The sequence below is a fragment of the Shewanella aegiceratis genome (assembly GCF_019457495.1).
Lineage (GTDB): Bacteria > Pseudomonadota > Gammaproteobacteria > Enterobacterales > Shewanellaceae > Shewanella > Shewanella loihica.
The window spans coordinates 3,119,958-3,140,509 of the sequence record NZ_CP080416.1 but is presented as its reverse complement, the minus strand read 5'-3'; the positions used below and the strand labels follow the sequence as shown (position 1 = coordinate 3,140,509).

At 52.0% G+C, this 20,552-nt stretch carries 18 protein-coding genes; 7 read left to right on the top strand and 11 right to left on the bottom strand.

All coding sequences use genetic code 11. The annotated features are described in order from the left end of the window. Positions 1-45 precede the first annotated feature (45 nt). Complete coding sequence (locus K0H80_RS13725) at positions 46-891, bottom strand: sulfotransferase domain-containing protein (RefSeq protein ID WP_011866486.1); 846 nt, start codon at positions 889-891, stop codon at positions 46-48. Between the two features lie 223 nt (positions 892-1,114). Here K0H80_RS13725 and K0H80_RS13720 point away from each other — a divergent pair, with 223 nt between their 5' ends. Further along, entirely contained in the window at positions 1,115-2,452 is a 1,338-nt protein-coding gene (locus K0H80_RS13720) for a M20 metallopeptidase family protein (protein ID WP_220071941.1), read from the top strand. 134 nt (positions 2,453-2,586) lie between these two features. Here K0H80_RS13720 and K0H80_RS13715 read toward each other — a convergent pair whose 3' ends face one another. Further along, positions 2,587-3,393, bottom strand: coding sequence for a molybdate ABC transporter substrate-binding protein (locus K0H80_RS13715; protein WP_220071940.1), 807 nt, complete (start codon positions 3,391-3,393; stop codon positions 2,587-2,589). A gap of 464 nt (positions 3,394-3,857) precedes the next feature. On the opposite strand from K0H80_RS13715, the gene K0H80_RS13710 reads away from it, so the two are divergent. After that, positions 3,858-4,445 (top strand): lipid-binding SYLF domain-containing protein, encoded by a 588-nt coding sequence (locus K0H80_RS13710; protein ID WP_011866483.1) that lies wholly within the window; start codon positions 3,858-3,860, stop codon positions 4,443-4,445. Positions 4,446-4,908: 463 nt separating this feature from the next. Further along, the gene (locus K0H80_RS13705) at positions 4,909-5,496 is read left to right on the top strand and encodes a lipid-binding SYLF domain-containing protein (RefSeq protein WP_220071939.1); all 588 of its coding nucleotides are present in this window, start codon (positions 4,909-4,911) and stop codon (positions 5,494-5,496) included. A gap of 68 nt (positions 5,497-5,564) precedes the next feature. Here K0H80_RS13705 and K0H80_RS19765 read toward each other — a convergent pair whose 3' ends face one another. The 9 genes from K0H80_RS19765 to K0H80_RS13670 form a co-directional block, all read right to left on the bottom strand. Next, entirely contained in the window at positions 5,565-5,696 is a 132-nt protein-coding gene (locus K0H80_RS19765; protein ID WP_258406098.1) for a hypothetical protein, read from the bottom strand. A gap of 220 nt (positions 5,697-5,916) precedes the next feature. Next, complete coding sequence (locus tag K0H80_RS13700) at positions 5,917-6,891, bottom strand: substrate-binding periplasmic protein (protein ID WP_220042976.1); 975 nt, start codon at positions 6,889-6,891, stop codon at positions 5,917-5,919. Positions 6,892-7,025: 134 nt separating this feature from the next. Beyond that, positions 7,026-7,277 (bottom strand): hypothetical protein, encoded by a 252-nt coding sequence (locus K0H80_RS19760; RefSeq protein ID WP_011866480.1) that lies wholly within the window; start codon positions 7,275-7,277, stop codon positions 7,026-7,028. Positions 7,278-7,467: 190 nt separating this feature from the next. Then, complete coding sequence (locus tag K0H80_RS13695; protein WP_220071938.1) at positions 7,468-8,595, bottom strand: hypothetical protein; 1,128 nt, start codon at positions 8,593-8,595, stop codon at positions 7,468-7,470. A gap of 261 nt (positions 8,596-8,856) precedes the next feature. Then, positions 8,857-10,116, bottom strand: a complete 1,260-nt coding sequence (locus tag K0H80_RS13690) for an MFS transporter (protein WP_258406097.1) — start codon at positions 10,114-10,116, stop codon at positions 8,857-8,859. A 428-nt stretch (positions 10,117-10,544) separates the two neighbouring features. After that, on the bottom strand, positions 10,545-10,832 hold the full coding sequence (locus K0H80_RS13685) for a ferredoxin family protein (RefSeq protein ID WP_011866477.1): 288 nt from the start codon (positions 10,830-10,832) through the stop codon (positions 10,545-10,547). Next, a complete protein-coding gene (gene fixC, locus K0H80_RS13680) occupies positions 10,829-12,121 on the bottom strand; it encodes an FAD-dependent oxidoreductase FixC (RefSeq protein ID WP_220071936.1) in 1,293 nt (430 codons plus the stop codon). The genes K0H80_RS13685 and fixC overlap by 4 nt, the downstream gene beginning before the upstream one ends. A 66-nt stretch (positions 12,122-12,187) precedes the next feature. Further along, a complete protein-coding gene (locus K0H80_RS13675) occupies positions 12,188-13,129 on the bottom strand; it encodes an FAD-binding protein (RefSeq protein WP_011866475.1) in 942 nt (313 codons plus the stop codon). A gap of 14 nt (positions 13,130-13,143) precedes the next feature. Next, positions 13,144-13,917: an electron transfer flavoprotein FixA gene (locus K0H80_RS13670; protein WP_220071935.1), complete on the bottom strand. Its 774-nt coding sequence runs from the start codon at positions 13,915-13,917 to the stop codon at positions 13,144-13,146. A gap of 906 nt (positions 13,918-14,823) precedes the next feature. On the opposite strand from K0H80_RS13670, the gene caiT reads away from it, so the two are divergent. The 4 genes from caiT (at position 14,824) to caiC (ending at position 20,506) form a co-directional block, all read left to right on the top strand. Further along, positions 14,824-16,368, top strand: coding sequence for an L-carnitine/gamma-butyrobetaine antiporter (caiT, locus tag K0H80_RS13665; RefSeq protein ID WP_011866473.1), 1,545 nt, complete (start codon positions 14,824-14,826; stop codon positions 16,366-16,368). Between the two features lie 49 nt (positions 16,369-16,417). Next, positions 16,418-17,554, top strand: a complete 1,137-nt coding sequence (gene caiA / locus K0H80_RS13660) for a crotonobetainyl-CoA dehydrogenase (protein WP_011866472.1) — start codon at positions 16,418-16,420, stop codon at positions 17,552-17,554. Between the two features lie 160 nt (positions 17,555-17,714). Continuing rightward, positions 17,715-18,941 (top strand): L-carnitine CoA-transferase, encoded by a 1,227-nt coding sequence (caiB, locus tag K0H80_RS13655; protein ID WP_220071934.1) that lies wholly within the window; start codon positions 17,715-17,717, stop codon positions 18,939-18,941. Between the two features lie 8 nt (positions 18,942-18,949). Continuing rightward, positions 18,950-20,506, top strand: coding sequence for a crotonobetaine/carnitine-CoA ligase (gene caiC / locus K0H80_RS13650; RefSeq protein ID WP_220073992.1), 1,557 nt, complete (start codon positions 18,950-18,952; stop codon positions 20,504-20,506). The last annotated feature ends 46 nt before the right edge of the window (positions 20,507-20,552 follow it).

Genomic DNA, 20,552 nt, shown 5'->3' with positions numbered 1-20,552 from the left:
GTAATAAAAAACGCAGCCCATGCTGCGTTTTTTTGTGGATAAATCCTAGCGTAATTTACCCGGCAGATATTTGAATCTCGCCATCTGCTCGCCGTGGTGCTCAACGATTTTTGCCACCTGCTCGTCGCTCAGTACCTGACGCCACTGGTTCTTGCTGCCTTGGCGGAAGAAAGACTTGGCATTTTCATGTTTCTCCACAAAGCCGCGTTTGCTTTCCTGGGCCTTAAGCTGGGCGAAGGAGGAGTGCTTGATGGCGTTCTTGAGGCGATTGGGGTCTTTCTTCAGGCCGAGGAAAGATTCTATCTTGCGAAACACCTTCTTAGGGTCATCTAAGATATCTTCGTAGCGCAGTACCAGCTTGGCCTCTTCTGGGTTTTGAGTCCAGCTGGAGACATGCATTGACCATGAGGTGATCACCTGTGGCACGTTTTCGGGCTCGTTGGGGGTGCCTGTCATCTCTTCTGCCATGTAGGCGATGGTCTCATCTATGCTGTAACCGAAGTAGTTGGCCATAGAGACGGTGACGTCTAAGGGGTTTCGCACTATGTAGATGGAGCCCGAGGTCACCGAAGAGTTATGCAGCGGATATTCTTTATAGGTGCCCAGATAGTTATGGGTCTTCACGAAGGTGGTGCCGTGAGCCTGCATGGCGATGTCGGCTTGTACCGCGGGCCTGAGGGCGCAGATCTCATCCAGACTGAGGTCTGTCGTCTTACGGCCATCTTGCAGGCGCGCTTGAAAGCGGTGCGCTGCCGACTCGGCGGTCGAGATCTTGTGCATGGTGTTGATGTCGACCCCTTGCTCGGCGTTCTGGATATAGTTTTCAAGGAAGGCGCGAACCCAGGTGTTGCCCGATTTGGGATAGGAGGCGACCCAAAGAATATTCCCCATCAAAAAGTCCTTTCATTATTCTTGTGACTAGCTGGACGTATGCGTGTCCGGGTACAGGCATATGAAACTACCGATTTGCCGGGCAAATGGCAAGGGAGAGGCAAAACTCTCTTTTGTCTCGCCGATGGTGCATGGGATATAGAATAATGGCTAGATTGGTTTCCGCCCTAAGAGTCGCTATGCTGAGCACCTAGTGGAAAAATTTTAGGCAATGGAGTCAAGCATGTTACGCCAGATCATTCATCAATCCTGTTTAGCGGGCGCCCTGGTTGCCCTCGGCACCAGCCAAAGCCTCTGGGCCCAAGACGAGGCGCTGGCGCAGTCGGTCAAGCAAGCCATGCCGGCGCTCTCTAGTCTCTATCTCGAGCTGCACCAAGCTCCCGAACTTTCTTATCATGAGCAACAGAGTGGCGCGAGAATGGCGGCCGAGTTTGAGGCCTTAGGCATAGAGGTGACCCGGGATTTTGGTGGTCATGGCGTGGTTGGCATCTACCGTAACGGTAAGGGTCCCACTGTGATGATCCGCGCCGATACCGATGCATTGCCGATTGTCGAGGAGACGGGCAAAGCCTACGCCTCTAAGGTCACTACTCTTGATGCCCAGGGCAATCAGGTGGGGGTGATGCACGCCTGTGGCCATGATGTGCACATGACCAATCTGGTGGGCACGGCGCAGCAGTTGATAAAGCAAAAAGATAAGTGGCAGGGCACCTTGATGCTGGTGGCTCAGCCCGCCGAAGAGGTGGGGGGCGGTGCCAAGGCGATGCTTAAACAGGGGCTGTTTAGCCAGTTCCCGACACCCGATCATATTCTTGGGCTGCATGTCAGCACCTCGGTACCTGCGGGTAAGGTGGCCATCGCCCCGGGCTATGCCCTGGCGAACGTGGATTCGGTGGATATCAGCGTGAAGGGGCGCGGCGGTCATGGCGCCTATCCTCATACTACGGTCGACCCTGTGGTCTTGGCGGCGCGCATAGTGCTTGCTTTACAGACTATTGTCAGTCGGGAGGTCTCGCCATTATCGCCCAATGTGATCACCGTGGGCTCCATTCACGGCGGCTCGAAACATAACATCATAGGTAATGAGGTGAAGCTACAGCTGACGCTGCGCTCATACGATCCTAAGGTGCGCGAGCAGCAGATCGCCGCCATCGAGCGACTCACTAAGGGGATCGCCATTAGTGCGGGACTGACCGAGGCCGAGTGGCCTGATGTGTATGTGCATCAGGAGGAGAGCATTCCATCGACCTATAATGACCCGGAGCAGACAGCTAAGGTCAGGGGCAGCATCGCCAAGCAACTGGGGGATGATAATGTCCTTGAGGCATCGCCTGTGATGGCGGGAGAAGATTTTGGCTTGTATGGCTTAACCCCCGCCAAAAAGCCTATCACCCTGTTCTGGTTAGGCGCTGTGCCGGCTGCAGATTATGCGGCCAGTCAGGTATCGGGCGCGAGTCTCCCCTCGCTGCATTCCAGCAAGTTTGCGCCCGATTACCCCGTCGCCATCGAGGCGGGAGTGCAGGCGATGAGCCGTGCGGCCTTGGATCTGTTTAAGGAATAGCGCGTTAACGGGTCGATATTTTAGAGCACTTTTTAAGGTAGGGCTGGCATGTGCCAGCCCTTTTTGCTGTAAGGACTTAGTTGCTAAGGAAGGGGAGTTGTTAGGACTGAGTAGTTGCTAGGACTGTGTAGTAGCTAGGGCAGAGTTGGGGTGTCGAAGCCGTAGCTGGCCAGAATTTTTTGCCCCTGTGGCGACAGGATAAAGAGTGCCAGATCCGCCGCGTGGGGCTGCGCATCCTGAATGACGGTCAGGCCATAGTTGGCGCCGACGCTCAGGTTTTCAGGCAGCTGCACTATCTTGAGGGGCTTGACCTCTTTCTGTGCCAGCACGGCATTGGTGCAGTAGGTGAGGAATATATCCGCCCGCTTGTTCTCCATCACCCAGCCATAGGGATTACGGCCTTTCGGTGGCTTAGCACTGTCTGGGCCGCCGGTTAGCTTAAGTGCCTTGGCTTCCAGTTGCTGCTGGGCGCCGGATGAGATGGCCTCGGCGCGCTCGAACACCTTAAAGGCATAGTCACCGGCGGGGTCTGCCTTAGGGGTCGAGGTGCCAAGGCGTATCTTGCTATTGAGCATCTGGGTCAGCAAAGTCTCGCTTGAGAGTTCAACCTCAGGCTGCGCCAGGGCGCAGAGCTTGTTACGGGCAAACATCACCACATCGCCGCTGCGGGAAGCTTGGCTCAAAGTAGTAGGATGTTTCATGTTGGCCGAGGCAAAGAGATCCACCTTCTCACCGGATTCGATACGCGCTCTAAGCAGTCCAGATGGAGCAAACTGAGGGGCAACCTCGCTATAGCCCATGGCCTGATAGGCGCCAATCACCTCTGTCATGGCGGCCTTGAGGCTGCCGGCGGCGCGAAATTCGATGGGCGCCTCATGGGCGATCACTTGAGTGCTCATGCCTGCGATGAAAAGCGTGCCTAGAAACCACTGATATTTCATGATTAAAATCCCTGTTTGTCATAGATTGGCCTATCAAACCCGAGATTTAGCCCCTGGGCAATAGACGGCTTTAGCCGGCAAGTTAACTTGCTACAGGGATCGCTGAATTAAGTGGCGGGCGAGACAAAATGTCGCGCCTTGGATTGACTAAGTTATGGATGGCGCACTTATGAACAGCCTGCTTCAATCACAGCTTGGCTTTCCCTTATTCTCAACATTTTTTTAGTTTCGACATCGCTTAGTCTTAACATCGCTTAGTCTTAACATCGCTTAGTCTTAACATCTCATAAGCTTTGCATTGTCTAAGTGAGCAAAATGGCGGTGGCGCTCGCATCGGCAGGGTCTCTATATGGCTTATATTCCTGGATAAATTTTGTTCGGCACCAATTTGATTTATTGGATTTTCACTTCTATAAATTAGTGTTATTTCAAATATTAATGCTGAAATGAATGAGGGGAAAAGGATGTTTACATTGTCGATGAAAACGCCATTTATGGCGGCTATCTTGGTTACACTCATTGCCGGTTGTGCCACAGGCAATACGCCCGAGGCGAAGAAGGAAAATGCCCGTAAGGAGACCCAGGAGGCCCTTGCGAGTATCTACGCCGAGCATCCTGCTGCCAAATCGGCCGTGGCGAGTTCGATTGCTCACGTGGTCTGTACCGGCAGCAACAGTTATCTGTTTGCGCTATCGACGGGTGGTGGCATCTGCGTGCTCAGTGAAGGCGGCAAGAACAGCTACTATCGCTTCGCGACGGGCGGCGTTGGCGCGGGGATTGGCTGGAAACAGGTGGCTTTCGTGCAAGCCTTCATGAAGCCAGACGCGCTGCAGCGATTCAAGGACTCTGGTTATGAAGGCCAGGCCCAAGCCGAAGCCAGCGCCAAGTATGAGGAGAGTGGCGATCAGATGTCGGCCAATCAATCTGCGGATCTCGATGGGGTGAAAACCTATCAGATCAATTTGATGGGGGCGGCGGCGCAGGCGACGGTGCAAGGCTATAAATACTGGCCGACAGACTTTACCGATGACTTCATCGAGAAAGATAAGTAGCGGCTTTCTGTCCAAGACAATCGCCAGTCTGACTGGCGATTGCAGGCGAGCTTGATTAACTCCCACTCTTAGTAATCAGTTTTAGCTTTAGCGCTAGCGTTAGATTTAGCTCTAACTCTAGTGTTGGCCTAGCGACAGCTATTTAACTGACTACTCGTTTCGTTTTATTCACCCATTTAGTTCATCCCGATTAGTTCATTCCCTTTCGCTCATCCATTAGCTTGTATCGACTCTGGCTAATTGCCTTCGATGTTTCATCACTCAAACTATCTGCATCACTCATACATTTTAGGTTTATCCATTATTTCATCGGGTAGATTTGCTGCTGAGCTCTCACAGTTGACCATCTGTTTTGCATTGTTTTAATGCCTGGATATATTACGCGGCAATAAAATATTTCATTAAAATTCAATTGTTTAAATTTATTTTGCGTATTTCACGCAGGCGTTAATAGAGAGTTGGTATGTTTACAATTTCGACAAGAAAAACACTTTTGGCTTTTATCGGGATAACACTTGTTGCTGGCTGCGCTACAGGCAATACGCCCGAGGCGAAGAAGGCCAATGCTCGTCAGGAGACACAGGAGGCCTTAGCGAGCATCTACGCAAAGCATCCGGGGGCTAAGCGCGCGGTGGTGAACTCGGTTGCCCACGTAGTCTGTACCGGCAGCAACAGTTATCTGTTTGCGCTATCTACGGGGGGCGGCATCTGTGTACTGAGCGAAGGCGGCAAGAACAGCTACTATCGCTTCGCGACAGGCGGCGTTGGTGCCGGGATCGGCTGGAAGCAGGTGGCCTTCGTGCAGGCCTTCATGAAGCCAGATGCGCTGAAAAGATTTAAGGACTCAGGCTATGAGGGCCAGGCCCAGGCGGAGGCCAGTGCCAAATATGAGGAGAGTGGCGATCAGGTGTCGGCCAATCAGTCGGTGGATCTCGACGGCGTAAAAACCTATCAGGTTAATTTGATGGGGGCGGCGGCGCAGGCGACCGTACAAGGCTATAAGTACTGGCCGACCGACTTCAGCGAAGATTTCATGCAAAACCGGCAGTGATCTCTGCCTTGCCGAGACAATCGCCAGCGAGCCTAGCGATTGATGCTAGCCTGACGATTAGTTAGCGCTTAGTAGAGCAGCAGGCCGATCATCCGGCCGAAGAAAAATGCGGTGAGACACAAGAGTCCCAACAACGCCAGAGCGACGAGTGGTTTTAGTAATTCGGGGGTGGCGTCCCATGCCTTGAGTAGTGAATTCATCCTTGTTTCCTCATGCCAATTTGTGCTTTCCATTTCGCTTATCCATTAGCCTTCACCGACGCAGTTTAGTCTAGTGAGCGATCGATGCAACAGGCCAAGCTTGGATTTGGCCTTAGCTTGCAGCCAGTCATAGCATAATCGCAGATTGTGACACAATAAAGTCGCAGGCACTGCCTAAGCAGTTGCTCAAGCCGGTATTCAGTCACTCAAGTCATTCAAGTCATTGACTGTGTGAGGCGGAAGTCACATCAGTGGCTTGGCTTGGCGCGAAAAAGCTCTCTCTTATCCTTTCTGTCTCGCCGCTGGCACGCATTCTCTCCAGTTCGTCGGCCAGGGCGTGAGCCTTACTGCCGGGCGTCAACAAGAGTCTTCTGTTGGCGATGGAGTCGGCTTGGCTGGGATCGTAATCAGGATTGGGTGAGGCCTTAAAATAGCGACTCGCCCGTGAAAATCCCAGATACATGTCGCGCATCGGCTCGCAACATTCTGGGTGAAGCTTGAGCCCGGGGTGGGGATGGTGGGCCAGTTCGAACCTTAAGGTGGTCTCATCATAGCTGAAGAAGTCACCCTTGCGGGCAATCAGCAGCTCAAAGGCCTGGGCGGCATCCATTTCCGGCGGACGACGGGTGATTATGCCCTTAGGAATGCCATCGAGATCATAGCCCCCGGGTGAGATGAGTAGCACATAGGGGGTGCCGACCAACTCGTTAAGGGAGCTGATTTGTGCTAGGTCTTTGTGGCTGATCCCTGTGTAACGCTCATAGAGGCCATTGGCAATGAAGTAGCTGTACTGATTACGCTTTTGTGTAAAACCAAAGCCGGGATAAAAGTCCACCTTGCCCAGACGCATTTCTCTGAGTATCCGCTTCTTGGGAGCCCTGAGTACCTTGAGGGTACAACCGATCCGCTCTGCCGCCTTCTGGTACAGGGCGAGATAGAGCCCCTGGTTATTCGCCTCGGCATGTATGTAAGGCAGGCGCTCGCTGGTGCGATAGCCCATGGTGAGTTCGCAGGAGGCGGCGTTAGTGCTGAGTGTTAGGGAAAATGTAAGTGTGAGTGTAAGCGCGAGTGTATGGGCTAGTGACAAGGAGGGCTTATGAGGGATGCGTGTGAGGCGAGCCTTTTGCTCCGTCAGGCCAGCAGTATCCCCAGGACTTGCCTGTAACAACCTTGCTGCTCGCTTGGTTAATCCCATGGGCCAATCATCCCTTTTATGCATTGAATCCCTTTTTACTGCCAACTTTAATCGATTTGCGTCAAGTTGTGCCTAGTCGCGCCGAGAGTGGCGTAGGCCGAATGATAAATTTAGCTTATCTTGCAATTGGTTAGCTATTTCATTGTTGCCTTGCCACCAATTATCTTAAAAGCGGGTACGCCTCTAATCAAGGTATCGCGGGCAAAACACTGCTCGCAGTTTGGGCAATGGCAGGGCGTGTGCGTATCATCTTCTACGATGCGCTCCTTGAAGCATTTGACCAAGGCACCTTTACCGCCCTTGCGATACTTAAACAGCCGGGTCTTACACTGGGCACAGAAAATTTCGACGGTGCGACTGGGCGCTTTCTTGTTGGGGCGGGCCATGGCCGAATAGGGTAGTGGACGTTGGGGGAGAGAATGCCCTAGATCGGCTGAGAAAAAAAGCCTTCGACGGGGCGAAGGCTGGGCCAAAAGCTATTCGTACAGCGTTAAACGAACTCGGAGCCGACCCTAAAGGTGGTCATCGACTATCGAATGAGGGTGGCGTCCGATAGTCGATAGACCACACTGGCGGTTAGAAATAGTAGGCCATGCTAATGTTGATGCGCTTGTCCCAATCGTTGCCGACTTCGGGCAGGCCGACATGGTCGTTGTTAGCGGTAGAGAAGGTCATGTTTTTACCCATGATGAAGTCGATATGGGTGTAAGTCGGGCCGGCAGAAAGTGCGGCGCCTAGTACGTTCTGCATACTGTTGTCGTAGGTGTCATCATCTACGTCCGGCGTCATCAGGCCGAAATCGTTGTAGAACTTGATACTGCCCCAATCGGTAGGGATGGTCTTAGCTATGTTCAGGTTATAGATCTGCCCCTTTGAAGCTACCTCGTACTGCCAGCTCACCACAGATACGGCGATCTTGTTGTCATCGACGGCATCGGCTGCATCAAACTCATATTGCATCGCCTGCAGTTGAATGTTCCAGCCATCGAATACTGTGTTGAGGTGGGCGGCGACGGCGTAGCGATCGCCGTTATTGCCCGTCTTGGCATTGTAGATTTGGCCGGCTTCTAAGGATGCACCCAGCGTGGTGGTGCCGCCCTGGTGTTCGAAGGTATAGGTCTGGCGCAGGTTGATCTGATTGGTCTCTTCGTTGTTGTATTCGGTACCGTTAATGGTGCCTGTGTAGAGATCGGCCGCATAACGCTTGTTCTCGGTTGGACCGTACTCGGCGCCTTTGTAGAAGGCCATGTCGGTATGCCAGCCGTTGCGTTCGAAGGTCGCCTTCACACCAATGTCATAATCGTCTTCGAAGCCCAGGTAGTAGGGCAGGCCGAACCAATAGCTATTTGAAATATAATCGCGGTTGCCGAAAGGTACCTGGTTGATACCCATCTGTAGTTGCCACTCTGGATTGAGATCATAGAAGGCGTAACCATATTTGATGTAGTTGGTGCCAGAGGTGAAACGATAGTCAGATTTCAATCCCCAATTACCCAGTTTGCCATCAAATCTTAGCGAGGCCATATCGAAGGTAAAGTCACCGCCTTTGTCTTTAGAACTCTCGCTATAGTCTTTATAAGCATAATTAATACGCACGGCGCCGTGAATATTAATACCATCTTCTTCTGCGGCTAAGGTATTGAAACTACTGAGCGCCATGGCGCTGGCTAAAATAGAAAGGCAAAATGTTGTTTTATTCATCATCGTATATCCAATTTAAATTTTAAACTGTGTTGCTTTATATTTGTTTATTACTTTTTGATCTTTATTGATGTAGCGCTTTATATATCTTGTGTTTTCCAAGGTGTGCAAAACCTCCTTACCTGAACTCTGCAAGAGTGGTAATAATTTATTGAATGTTTTATTTGTGATTAATTAACTATCGAAAGCGTTATTTATTAAGCTGTCTGTATTGTCCTATTCTTCATGCCGATAATACTCGTCATTCATCCAGTTAGGATGGTGCTACTCAAAGTCCACCGAGCTGGTGGTCTCCAGTGTCAGCCCCTTGGTTTCCGGCGCCATAAAGATGGAAACCAGTAGCCCAAGCAGGGAGATCGCCGCGCCAACTAGCAGGGTGGCCGAGATGTCATAGGTCGCCATAAACAGTGGTAAGCCATAGGTGGAGACGATAGTGCCTATACGGCTGAAAGACATCACGGCACCAACCGCCGAGGCGCGTATCTCTGTCGGAAACAGTTCGTTAGGATATAGCCATTGCAAGATCCCCGGGCCTCCGGAGAAGAAGGCGTAGATGGCAAATGCGGCAACAATCAGACAGATACTCGGGGTATCCACTATTCCCAGCACCGCTAGGGCGGCTGTCATGATGGCGAAGCTGCCGATGAGCAGGGGGCGACGACCTATGGAGTTAAGCCAGTACATGGCCGGAATACAGCCCGCCATGAAGAAGATGCTGATGACAATATTACCCAGGGCGGCATCTTTACCGTCGGTGAAGCCCAAGAGTTCGATGATCTCCGGGCCAAAGGTATATATGGCGAACATAGGGATCACCTGGCAGGTCCAGATAATGCCGACAAACAGGATACGTTTTAAATAAACGGCCTCGAATAACTTGCTGTATTTAGTCTGCTCTGCAGTCTCAAAATTCAGGCTGATATCTTTGCCGAAAAATTGGTGCATCACCTGTTTGCACTCTTCGATACGGCCTTTCTTCAGCAGCCACCTGGGAGATTCCGGCAGATGGAAGCGTCCGAGCAAGATAACCAGGCAGGGGATGATAGCGCTGCCAAACATCCAGCGCCATCCATCGGTGACATCGTATAGCAGATAGCCCACCATATTGGCGGCGGTCGCGCCCACGTACCACATGGCTGCGATGAAGCCCATGGTAAAGGCGCGTTGTTTCGTTGGGGAAAATTCGGCGACCATAGAGGTGGCGATAGGGTAGTCGGCGCCTATGACTATGCCAATCAAGAAACGCAATATCACCAGTTCTATGGGGGAGGAGATGAACATGGTGGCGAAGGAGAGGACGGCGATGGCAATGATATCTATCATGAACATCAGTTTGCGCCCAAAAAGATCAGCGACATAACCAAATAGCGCCGTACCGATAAACAGGCCGACCAGAGTTGCGGCTCCGACTAGTCCTATCCATTGGGCATCTAGCTCTAGGGCAGGTGTGAGTTGTTGTAGGGCTAACCCTATGATCACTAACACATAACCATCGAGGAAAGGACCCCCACTTCCCCATAACATTATTTTTTTATGAAGCGGAGTAAACTCCAAATCATCGAAACTCTTCTTTGATTTCATGCTTCTAACCACCGACTTAACTTGTTAATTTAAATCACAACTTGTCAGGTTGTGCCGGGCGTTAAAATGTACACAGGTTTAAATTTGTACATTTGATCTTTTTATAATCATCGACCCGCGCTGTTATTTTATCTGGTTTACATTTTGTAAACGGTGATGTAACCAAGTTTTTTGTTCTGTTTTAAAGTCTGTTAATTGTTAATTTATAACTTCGTGATCGGTGTAGGGCTTTGGTTATTTTTTATCGCGCGCAATAAAACTTTTATGATTAATATCGTTTCAAGTATTAATTTATTTGAATGGCCGATATCTATTTGCCATATTATTGGCGCGATAATAACGATTAAAGACTTATTTATATCCCAAACGGGTTATCCGTAGCGGTATTCGATACCGAAGGTGCCCCTTGGGTATTCCCATTTCTCTAGAATGGTCTCGCCACAGAGAAACTTACAGGTGCCGCATTCCAGGCAACCGGCGGAGTCGAAACGTATGCTGCCGTCCTGCTCCAGCTTATAGAGGCCCGCAGGGCAGGCGTTTACCAGCTTGCGATACTCCTTAATGTCCGGGTTGTCTTTTAGAATGATGTGTGGGTGTCCCTCATCGACATAGAACTTATTGACACCCAATTTCACGTCGACATTGACTGCTTCGGTCATATTGATGTGACTCCTTTATAACCATCTTTGATTAGGTTCATGAAACCCACCTCTTTGCAGTGTTTCAGCAACGTCTTGCGTAGTGGCTGCGCAGGGGTTCCGTCTATGATGAACATCTCGTGCATGATGTCGGCCACCATCTTTGGATACTGATTGAAGATGCGCGGCGTCTCCATGAAGGCGGGGAGCTGCTTGTACAGCTTCATGTCCTTCATCAGGAAGCTCTCTTCCAGCAGGCTCTGGTAGCTGCTCAGCCCCTGGGCTGAGAAGTCTTGCTGGGCGCGCGCCGCGAGTACTGCCTTGGCCGCAGCCTCTCCAGAGGCGATGGCGAGATCCATGCCGCGAACCGTGTAACCGACGTTTAGGCAGAATCCCGCAGCATCGCCGGTGATCAGCACGCCATGGTCAACCAGCTTAGGCACCATGTTGAGACCCGCCTCGGGCACTACATGGCCTGAATATTCCAGTAGCTTGCCACCTTCGATGAGAGGCTTGATGAGCGAGTGATTCTTAAAGTCTTCCAGCATCTGTGGCACGCTCTTATCCGACTCACCTATGCCATGCAGGCCACACACTATGCCTAGGGAGATGCTATTGCGGTTGGTATAGATAAAGCCGCCACCCATCAGGCCATTGGAGGGGGAGCCGGCAAATAGCCAGGCGGCGCCTTCGTCATCCTTGAGGTTAAATCTGTCTTTGATCACCGACTCGGGGAGCTCGATTAGCTCCTTGGCACCGACCGCCATAGCATCGGCGCTTACCTTAGGCTTCACCATGCCTAGCTGTTCGCCCAAAATGGGGTTGACCCCTTCGGCCAAGATCACCGCCTTGGCGGTAAGCTCATCGCCGTCGGCCTTAACACCGATAACCTTGCCATCCTGGGTGAGGATCTCGTCCACTCGGATCCCTGTGATGAACTGAGCGCCCACCTCTTCGGCCTTGCCCATGAGCCACTGGTCAAACTCGCCCCTAAGCAGGGTGTAAGACTCCTGCAGCGGGCTCTGATCGCGGCCGTTGTGGTAATCCAGGGTGACGCCGGTATCATCCGTCAAGAAGGTGACCTTCTCCTTGGTGACCTTGCGTTCTATGGGAGCCTCTTTGGCAAAGCCTGGGATGATCTTCTCCAGACTATGGGCGTAGAGGCGTCCACCCGTCATGTTTTTGCTGCCGGCGTAGTTACCGCGCTCGATCACCAATACATCGGCGCCCTCTTTGGCTAGGACATAGGCGGCGACGCAGCCTGCGAGCCCGGCGCCAACGATGATCGCGTCAAATGCTTCTTCTGACATATCTAGTCACTCTTGTGTTGGGGGAGGGAGGCCGAGCCCTAGGCCCGGCTCTCCGCCTTGATCTGCCTAGCCTTTCATGGCCTGAATAAGGGCTGGTAGTACCTTGTTGATGTCACCTACCAGACCGTAATCCACGTATTGGAAGATCGGCGCGTTCTTATCTTTGTTGACCGCGAGTATGGTTTGAGAACCTAAGGCGCCCACCATGTGCTGGATCTGCCCTGAGATACCCAGGGCAAGGTAGATGTCGGGTTTAAGCATGACACCCGACACGCCCACGTAGCGTTCGCGCTCCATCCACTTCTCGGTCTCGGCGATAGGGCGTGAGCAGCCGAGTTCAGCTTGGATGGCTGTAGCGAGTTCACCAGCCAGAGCCAGGTTGTCCAGGTTGCCGATGCCGCTACCGACGGCGATAACCCGCTTGGCCTTACCCAGATCGACGCTGTTGCCTTGCTTGACGCGGCGCTCGATGCAGCGAATGGCCTGTTTAGGCGCAACGAAAGCTAAGGAGACCCCTTCACCCGTTAGTGAGGTATCGGCCGCTTGTGGCTCAAAGGCACCGCTGGCCAGGGTGACCAGGGCCACGGGGGAGGTGATTCTCTCAGTACCTATGGCCAGGCCGCCATAGACCATATGTTTGGCGGTGACGCCTTCATCCAGGCTTACCTCGGTGGCATCGTTGATTAGGCCAGCCTCAAGCTGGACACTGAGTTTTGCTGCCAGTGCCTTGCAGCGCTTGGTGGCCGGAAGCAAAACGAGGGTTGGCTTGTCGCCGTCATTGATCGCTTGGCTCATGGTAGCTGCATAGTCTTCCACCATCTGAGCATCGGCCTTGTTGCCAAGGTAATAGACATGCGTGGCGCCGTAGGAGTAGGCCGTGGCGATATCGGCTTCGCTGCCGATGATAAAGGCAGAGACTTTTTCACCTAAGGCGCGACCACCGGCGATGGTCTCGGGTAGACGTGTGGCAATATCACTAAATACCCATACATTTGATAGTTTGCTCATCGTATTCCCCTCGATTAGTTCATTGCTTTACGTAGATGGTCGGCAAAGGCCGCGATTTGCGCCTCATCGTCACCTTCGACGATGATCTGTGCGCGCTCGGCCTGTTTAGGTGCGACAACACTGATGGCGTCGACCAGTTTAGGTAGCGCTTCCAGAGCCAACGCTTGGGTGTCGAGTGTGGTAACGGGCTTCTTCGCCGCCGCCAGAATCGTCTTCATCGATGGGATCTGAGGTTCATTGATGTCGGCAGAAACTGAGAGCACTGCAGGTAGGTCGATCTCCAGCACTTCAACTTCATCGTCCAGGGCTCTTTCTACCGTTAGTGTGCTGTTCGTAGCCGACACAATCTTGCTGACGGCATTGATGCAACTGACATTAAGCAGTTCACCCAATTGCATGCCCACCTGTTGGGCGAATAGATCGCCCGAGCCATCGCCACACAGGATCAGGTCAAACTCGCATTGACGTGCTGTGCTAGCAAGAACACGTGCGGTTTGATGGGGCAGTAGTGCTTCAAATTGCTCATCGATCACTAGCGTCAGATCGTCAGGACCACGGGAGAGGATATCTTTGCGTGCCTTGGGATTATCCAGTGCTTTGCCGCCAACACTTAGGGCGGTGAGCTGACTGCCTTCAACCATAGCTTTAAGCTGTACACCGGCTTCGACGGCGTTGAGATCGAAAGGGTTAATCTTAGGGGCGGCCTTGTTGGTATCTAGCGAGCCGTCACCATTTACCGATATGTCTTGTTCTTCGGGGACCAGTTTATAGCAGGTAATAATTTTCATTATATCTCCAAATTATCAGTGTTTATTTATGGCCTAATCAAAACGATAAAATACTAATTCTGATGATCTGCTGTCGTTGAGTGAGACAGATGATCTAGAATTCTCATTAATAGAATTAAACATGTAGTCGCTACAGATAGACGATAAATAATTTGTATTTGCCATTCTGTTGATTGACTGTGGGGTAATTATAGGATCATAAATATTTAATCTGATGTTACACGCTTCACATTTATGCTTTGAATTTAATTTTTACCTGATAGGGTTTCTAACAGATATATTAGTCAGGCTAATATATCTAATATTTTTTAGTTTTATTTAAAAGGGTATAAGTATGGCTAATAAGATGGTTTAGCTTTTCTTATGACCAGTTAAGTCAAACTTATTCTGTCATTTTTAGATTTTCTAATAACCTATTTAGTATTTATTGTTAGTCGTCTTGATTCTAGATTTTATTATCGCCATCAAGTCGTAAGTTGTTGTATTTTATGGTTTTTCTTGCCTTGGGTTGTATGGCGTTAGCTGGTTTCACTATGATTTAAATCACTTTTTATTTCTAATTTGATATCGTGAGCACATGTTTTTTGTGACCGTGTCGATGATCAATTATGTCTTATAGATGTCATTTGAATGGTCTGTATTTATGGCTTTTTTATTGATTTTATTTATACGTGATAACGATCACTGAACAATAAGATTGCCTGCGTATTATTTAAATGCCTGCTAACCATTTAATTACTCGTTAATTGCGGTGTAATTAAAGTTGTGTGGTGAAACAAAATAAAAACTGCTTATCAATTGTATGTGGAAGTGTTTGGTCGAGGTCTGCTTGTCGATAAAACATAAATGTACGGATGAAATTGGCTTTTACCTATTGTCCTCCTAAAAAGAGGGAGATCTATTAAGATGAACGAAAAAACCATGGGATTTGATCTCGCAGAAGGGAAAAAGAAGAAGGTGACGATTGAACCTAAAATCTTTTTCCCTTCTCTGATTGCCGTGATATTGCTCTCTTACTTGACCGTAAGAGATCTCGATGCGGCCAATGTTGTTATCAAGGAAGTATTTCATTATCTGACCCACTCTTGGGGATGGGCATTTGAGTGGTACATGATTGCCCTGGCCATAGGTTGGGGTTGGCTGGTATGGGGACCCTATGCCAACAACCGTCTGGGTCAGGAAAAACCTGAGTTCAGCACAGGAAGCTGGATCTTCTTGATGTTTGCCTCCTGTACCTCCGCCGCCGTGCTCTACTGGGGCTCGTTAGAGGCATACTACTATCTGACCTACCCGCCATTCGAAATTCAGTCGATGTCGGTACAGGCCAAGGAGCTTGGTGTGGCCTATAGTCTCTTCCACTGGGGCCCCTTGCCTTGGATGGGATATGGCTTCTTTACCGTCGCCTTAGGTTACTTCCTGTTTGTGAAGAAGATGGACGTGGTTCGCCCCAGCGGTACCCTGGCCCCAGTGCTAGGTAAGCATCACAAGGGGATCCTCGGCACATTCATCGACAACATCTATGTGGTAGCACTAATCCTTGCCATGGGCACTAGCCTTGGTTTGGCGACGCCGCTGGTGACCGAATGTATTCAGTGGTTGTTCGGCATTGAGCGCACCATAGAAGTGGATACCTTCGTGATCTCTGTGTGGATCATCTTCAACGCCGTGTGTGTGGCCTTCGGCCTGACTAAGGGCATTAAGATCGCCAGTGACCTGCGCAGCTACCTGAGCATCATCATGCTGTTCTGGGTGTTCCTGATCGGTGCGACCAGCTTTACCGTTAACTACTTCACCGAGTCCGTCGGTGTGATGCTGGCTTACCTGCCACGCATGCTGTTCTACACCAGCTCAATCAGCGCCGACAGCTGGCCACAAGACTGGACCGTATTCTACTGGGCCTGGTGGGTCGTGTATGGCATCCAGATGTGTATCTTCCTGGCTAAGATCTCTCGTGGCCGCACAGTGCGTGAGCTGTGTCTGACCATGGTATTGGGTCTTACCGCTTCTACCTGGTTCCTGTGGACCATCCTCGGTAGTAACACTGTGAACCTGATGCACGAAAGCATCATCAACATGGGCCAGTTGATCCAAGATCATGGGGCGCCACGCGCCATCATCGAGACCTGGGCTGCCTTGCCGATGAGCACTATCACCATGTGGGGCTTCTTCATCCTCTGTTTCCTCGCCACAGTGACTCTGATCAATGCCTGTTCTTACACCCTGGCCATGTCGACCTGTAAGGGCGCCGACGCCGACAACGAGCCACCTGTGTGGATCCGTGTGGGTTGGTCTGTGTTGGTGGGGGTGATCGGTATCGTGTTGCTGTCACTGGGTGGGTTGAAACCCCTGCAAACCGCCATCATTGCCGGCGGGGCGCCGCTGGTGATCGTCAACATCCTGGTGATCATCTCTTTCTTGAAAGATGCACGTAAAAACAATTGGGCTTCTTAATGGGGCCCTCCCACTAAGCAGCCGTTAACTGTAAAGATAGGAATATACGATGGACTTTAAATTAACCGACGAGCAAGAGCTATTCGTTTCTGGTATTCGCGATCTCATGGCGAAGGAGAACTGGGAAAGCTATTTTGCCGAGTGTGACGAAAATAGCCAGTACCCTGAAAGGTTTGTCAAAGAGCTGGCCGAGATGGGTATCGATAGCCTGCTGCTGCCAGAGGAGCACGGTGGCTTCGAAGAGGGCATGGTGACCCTGACGGCGATCTGGGAGGAGCTGGGCCGCCTGGGCGCGCCAACCTATGTACTGTATCAACTACCTGGCATCGCCACTGTGCTGAGACACGGTAACCAAGATCAGATCGATAAGATCATGGCGCTGCGTGGCACGGGTAAGCAGATGTGGAACTCGGCCATTACCGAACCAAGCGCGGGTTCTGATGTGGGCAGCCTGCTGACCACCTACAAGCGTCGCAACGGCAAGGTCTACCTGACGGGTAGCAAGTGTTTCATCACCAGCGCCGCAGGTATCCCCTATGTGGTAGTGATGGCCAAAGATGCAGACAGCGAGAAGCCAATCTTCACCGAGTGGTTTGTCGACATGACCAAGCCGGGCATCAAGCTGAGCAAGCTACCTAAGCTGGGTCTGAAGATGGACAGCTGCTGCGAGCTGCAGTTCGACGAGGTCGAGCTGGAAGAGTCTGACATGTTCGGTATCGAGGGCAACGGCTTCCTACGTGTGAAGGAAGAGTTCGACTCGGAGCGTTTCCTGGTGGCATTGACCAACTATGGCGCGGCCTACTGCGCCTTCGAAGATGCGGCCAAGTACGCCAACCAGCGCGTACAGTTTGGCGAGACTATCGGTCGCTTCCAGCTGATCCAAGACAAGTTTGCTCACATGGCCATCAAGCTCAACAGCATGAAGAACATGGTCTATGAAACGGCCTGGAAGTGCGATCAAGGCACCATGACATCGGGTGACTCGGCCATGTGTAAATACTTCTGTGCCAATGCCGGCTTCGAGGTGATCGACTCCGCCATGCAGGTACTGGGTGGCTATGCTATCGCCGGTGAACATCGCATCAGTCGTATGTGGCGCGACATCCGCGTCGACCGCGTATCCGGTGGTTCGGATGAGATGCAGATCCTCACCTTAGGCCGCGCCGTGTTGAAACAATATCGCTAAGCGGGGAGGGTAGCGGCGCGGCTCCCAGCGTCGCTGCCCACGGATGGCGGTGTGATGGCCGCCGTCCTCCTCACACTCTATTAAGTTTGTAAATTCGCTACCGCATTGATGCCTTTGTATTAGTGCCGGGGACGGGTTTGTGTAAAAAAGGATGTTAGATATGTCGAAGAAGTTATTTACCCCGCAATTTGGTCCCCTGTCGGGCCTGCGTGTGGTGTTCTCAGGGATTGAAATTGCCGGTCCTTTTGCGGCGCAGATGTTGGCCGAGTGGGGCGCCGAGGTGATCTGGATTGAAAACGTCGCCTACACAGATACCATTCGCGTGCAGCCTCACTATCCAGAGCTGTCGCGTCGTAACCTGCATGCCCTGTCGCTCAATATCTTTAAGGATGAAGGCCGAGATGCCTTCCTTAAGTTGATGGAGACTACAGACATCTTCATCGAGGCCAGTAAGGGCCCTGCCTTTGCCCGTCGTGGCATCACAGATGAGGTGTTATGGCAACACAATCCTAAATTGGTGGTCGCTCACCTGTCTGGTTTCGGCCAGTACGGCACCGATGAGTACACCAATCTTGCGGCCTACAACACTATCGCCCAGGCCTTCAGTGGTTACCTGATCCAAAACGGCGACAAAGACCAGCCAATGCCGGCTTTCCCTTATACCGCCGATTACTTCTCGGGGATGACGGTGACCACGGCGGCCTTGGCGGCCCTGCATAAGGTACGCGAGACGGGTGTCGGCGAGAGTATCGATGTGGCCATGTATGAGGTGATGCTGCGCATGGGGCAGTACTTCATGATGGATTACTTCAACGGCGGCGAAGTCTGCCCACGCATGACCAAAGGCAAAGATCCTTACTATGCCGGTTGCGGCCTCTACAAGTGTGCCGATGGCTACATCGTTATGGAGCTGGTGGGTGCCATGCAGATCGAAGAGATGTTCAAGGATATGGGCATTAGCCACCTGTGGGCAACGCCTGAGATCCCAGAGGGCACTCAGCTTATCCATAGGGTGGAATGCCCATTTGGCGACGAAGTCGAGACCAGCCTGGACAACTACCTCAACGGCAAGACCATCGAAGCCGTGTTGGCACGCTTTGCCGAGCTGAAGATTGCCTGTGCCAAGGTGCTGACCATCCCCGAGTTGGAAGGAAATCCTCAGTACCAGGCGCGTGAGTCTATCACCGAGTGGACCAACATCGATGGCAAGGCCTACAAGGGCCCTAACGTGATGCCTAAGTTCAAGAACAACCCAGGCAAGATCTGGCGCGGAATGCCTAAGCACGGCATGGATACCGAGGCGATTTTGAGCGATATCGGTTATTCGGCAGAAGAGATCGCGGCGCTGAGCGCCAAGGGTCTTGCCAAGGTGTTTGAAGGTAAGTGAGGCAAGTGATGGATATCGTGGGCAGCAGAACATTAAGGTGCATGTGGCAGGAGCGTGCTCAGCAGTACAGTGATAACACGGCATTGATATATGAAGATGCTGGCGGCGATATCCGCACCTTTACCTATCAATCCCTGGACGCCCAGATTAACCGGGCGGCCAACCTCTTCCTCAAACAGGGAATAGCCAAGGGCGACAAGGTGGCGGTGCAGCTTTATAACAGCCCGGAGTTTATCTTCTGCTGGTTTGGTCTGGCCAAGATAGGCGCGGTGATCGTGCCTATCAACACCCAATATGTGCAGGGTGAGTGCAGCTACATACTGACCAAGTGTGACGTCACCGCCCTGGTGACAGAGCCAAGCTTTCTGCCTATCTATGAGGCGGTGGCGGCGAAGGGTCAAAGGCTCGAGCAGGTCTTGGTCGCCCGTGCTGCGGGAGAGCAGTTTGCGGGGCGGGTGAATTTCGATGATCAGTTAGCACTGCAGGCGCCAACTCTCGACCTGCATGTGCCGCTGGAAAGCGAAGACCCCGCGGAGATCCTCTTTACCTCGGGGACGACTTCTTTACCCAAGGGAGTGGTGCTCACCCACTGCAACCTGCAATTTGCCGGGCACTATACCGCCTGGCAGACCCGCTTGACGGCCAAGGACAGGTATCTCTCCATGATGCCCAATTTTCACATCGATTTTCAGTGCAATGCGGCCATGGCGGTGTTTACCGTCGGCGCTTGCCTGGTGATGTTGGAGAAATACAGCGCCCGCCGTTTCTGGAAGCAGATTTGCGACTACCGAGCCACGCTGACCCATAGCATGCCGATGATCCTGCGCACCCTGATGCTGCAACCCGTGGCCGAGGGGGAAGACCAGCATTGTTTGCGGGATATGCTGTTTTTCATGCATATCTCAGATCAGGAGAAGCTGGATTTCGAGACGCGCTTCAAGGTGACCCTGTTTAACTCCTACGGCATGACAGAGACCCTGGTGGGCTTGATTGGCGACACGCCCGGCGAGCCTCGCCATTGGCCATCAATAGGACGTCCCGGGCTGGGATATGAAGCCAAGGTGACCGATGAGACAGGGCGGGAGGTGGCCCCTAACCAGGTGGGCGATCTCTGGGTCAAGGGCGTGCCTGGCCGCAGCCTGTTTAAAGAGTATTACCAGGACCCACAGGCGACCCGGGCGGCGTTAGGTGACGATGGTTGGCTGCTCACCGGCGACAAGGCCTACGTGGATGAGCGAGGCCTGTTCTACTTCGTCGATCGCAAGAGCAACATGATCAAGCGTTCGGGCGAGAACATCTCCAGCACAGAGGTGGAGAACGTGCTGATGTCACACCCCGCCATCCAGGATGCCGCCGTCATCGGCATAGCCGATCCGATTCGAGATCAGGCCGTTAAGGCGTTTGTCATCTTCGCCCCAGGCCAGTCACTCACCCGAGAGGAGATCTTGGCGTTTTGTAGCGCCAACATGGCCAAGTTTAAGGTGCCCAGTGTGGTGGAGATCCGCAAGAGCTTTCCCCGCACCTGCACCTGCAAAGTCGATAAGAAACTGCTCGAGACCCGTTGAGGCCACGAGCCGTACAAATTTTTCCGTTATCACGCGATAACTTCAA

What these genes read in the sequence shown, in the direction of transcription:
- K0H80_RS13725 (WP_011866486.1), bottom strand. Translation starts at nt 891, where the DNA reads ATGGGGAATATTCTTTGGGTCGCCTCCTATCCCAAATCGGGCAACACC.
- K0H80_RS13720 (WP_220071941.1), top strand. Translation starts at nt 1,115, where the DNA reads ATGTTACGCCAGATCATTCATCAATCCTGTTTAGCGGGCGCCCTGGTT.
- K0H80_RS13715 (WP_220071940.1), bottom strand. Translation starts at nt 3,393, where the DNA reads ATGAAATATCAGTGGTTTCTAGGCACGCTTTTCATCGCAGGCATGAGC.
- K0H80_RS13710 (WP_011866483.1), top strand. Translation starts at nt 3,858, where the DNA reads ATGTTTACATTGTCGATGAAAACGCCATTTATGGCGGCTATCTTGGTT.
- K0H80_RS13705 (WP_220071939.1), top strand. Translation starts at nt 4,909, where the DNA reads ATGTTTACAATTTCGACAAGAAAAACACTTTTGGCTTTTATCGGGATA.
- K0H80_RS19765 (WP_258406098.1), bottom strand. Translation starts at nt 5,696, where the DNA reads ATGAATTCACTACTCAAGGCATGGGACGCCACCCCCGAATTACTAAAA.
- K0H80_RS13700 (WP_220042976.1), bottom strand. Translation starts at nt 6,891, where the DNA reads ATGGGATTAACCAAGCGAGCAGCAAGGTTGTTACAGGCAAGTCCTGGG.
- K0H80_RS19760 (WP_011866480.1), bottom strand. Translation starts at nt 7,277, where the DNA reads ATGGCCCGCCCCAACAAGAAAGCGCCCAGTCGCACCGTCGAAATTTTC.
- K0H80_RS13695 (WP_220071938.1), bottom strand. Translation starts at nt 8,595, where the DNA reads ATGATGAATAAAACAACATTTTGCCTTTCTATTTTAGCCAGCGCCATG.
- K0H80_RS13690 (WP_258406097.1), bottom strand. Translation starts at nt 10,116, where the DNA reads ATGTTATGGGGAAGTGGGGGTCCTTTCCTCGATGGTTATGTGTTAGTG.
- K0H80_RS13685 (WP_011866477.1), bottom strand. Translation starts at nt 10,832, where the DNA reads ATGACCGAAGCAGTCAATGTCGACGTGAAATTGGGTGTCAATAAGTTC.
- fixC (WP_220071936.1), bottom strand. Translation starts at nt 12,121, where the DNA reads ATGTCAGAAGAAGCATTTGACGCGATCATCGTTGGCGCCGGGCTCGCA.
- K0H80_RS13675 (WP_011866475.1), bottom strand. Translation starts at nt 13,129, where the DNA reads ATGAGCAAACTATCAAATGTATGGGTATTTAGTGATATTGCCACACGT.
- K0H80_RS13670 (WP_220071935.1), bottom strand. Translation starts at nt 13,917, where the DNA reads ATGAAAATTATTACCTGCTATAAACTGGTCCCCGAAGAACAAGACATA.
- caiT (WP_011866473.1), top strand. Translation starts at nt 14,824, where the DNA reads ATGAACGAAAAAACCATGGGATTTGATCTCGCAGAAGGGAAAAAGAAG.
- caiA (WP_011866472.1), top strand. Translation starts at nt 16,418, where the DNA reads ATGGACTTTAAATTAACCGACGAGCAAGAGCTATTCGTTTCTGGTATT.
- caiB (WP_220071934.1), top strand. Translation starts at nt 17,715, where the DNA reads ATGTCGAAGAAGTTATTTACCCCGCAATTTGGTCCCCTGTCGGGCCTG.
- caiC (WP_220073992.1), top strand. Translation starts at nt 18,950, where the DNA reads ATGGATATCGTGGGCAGCAGAACATTAAGGTGCATGTGGCAGGAGCGT.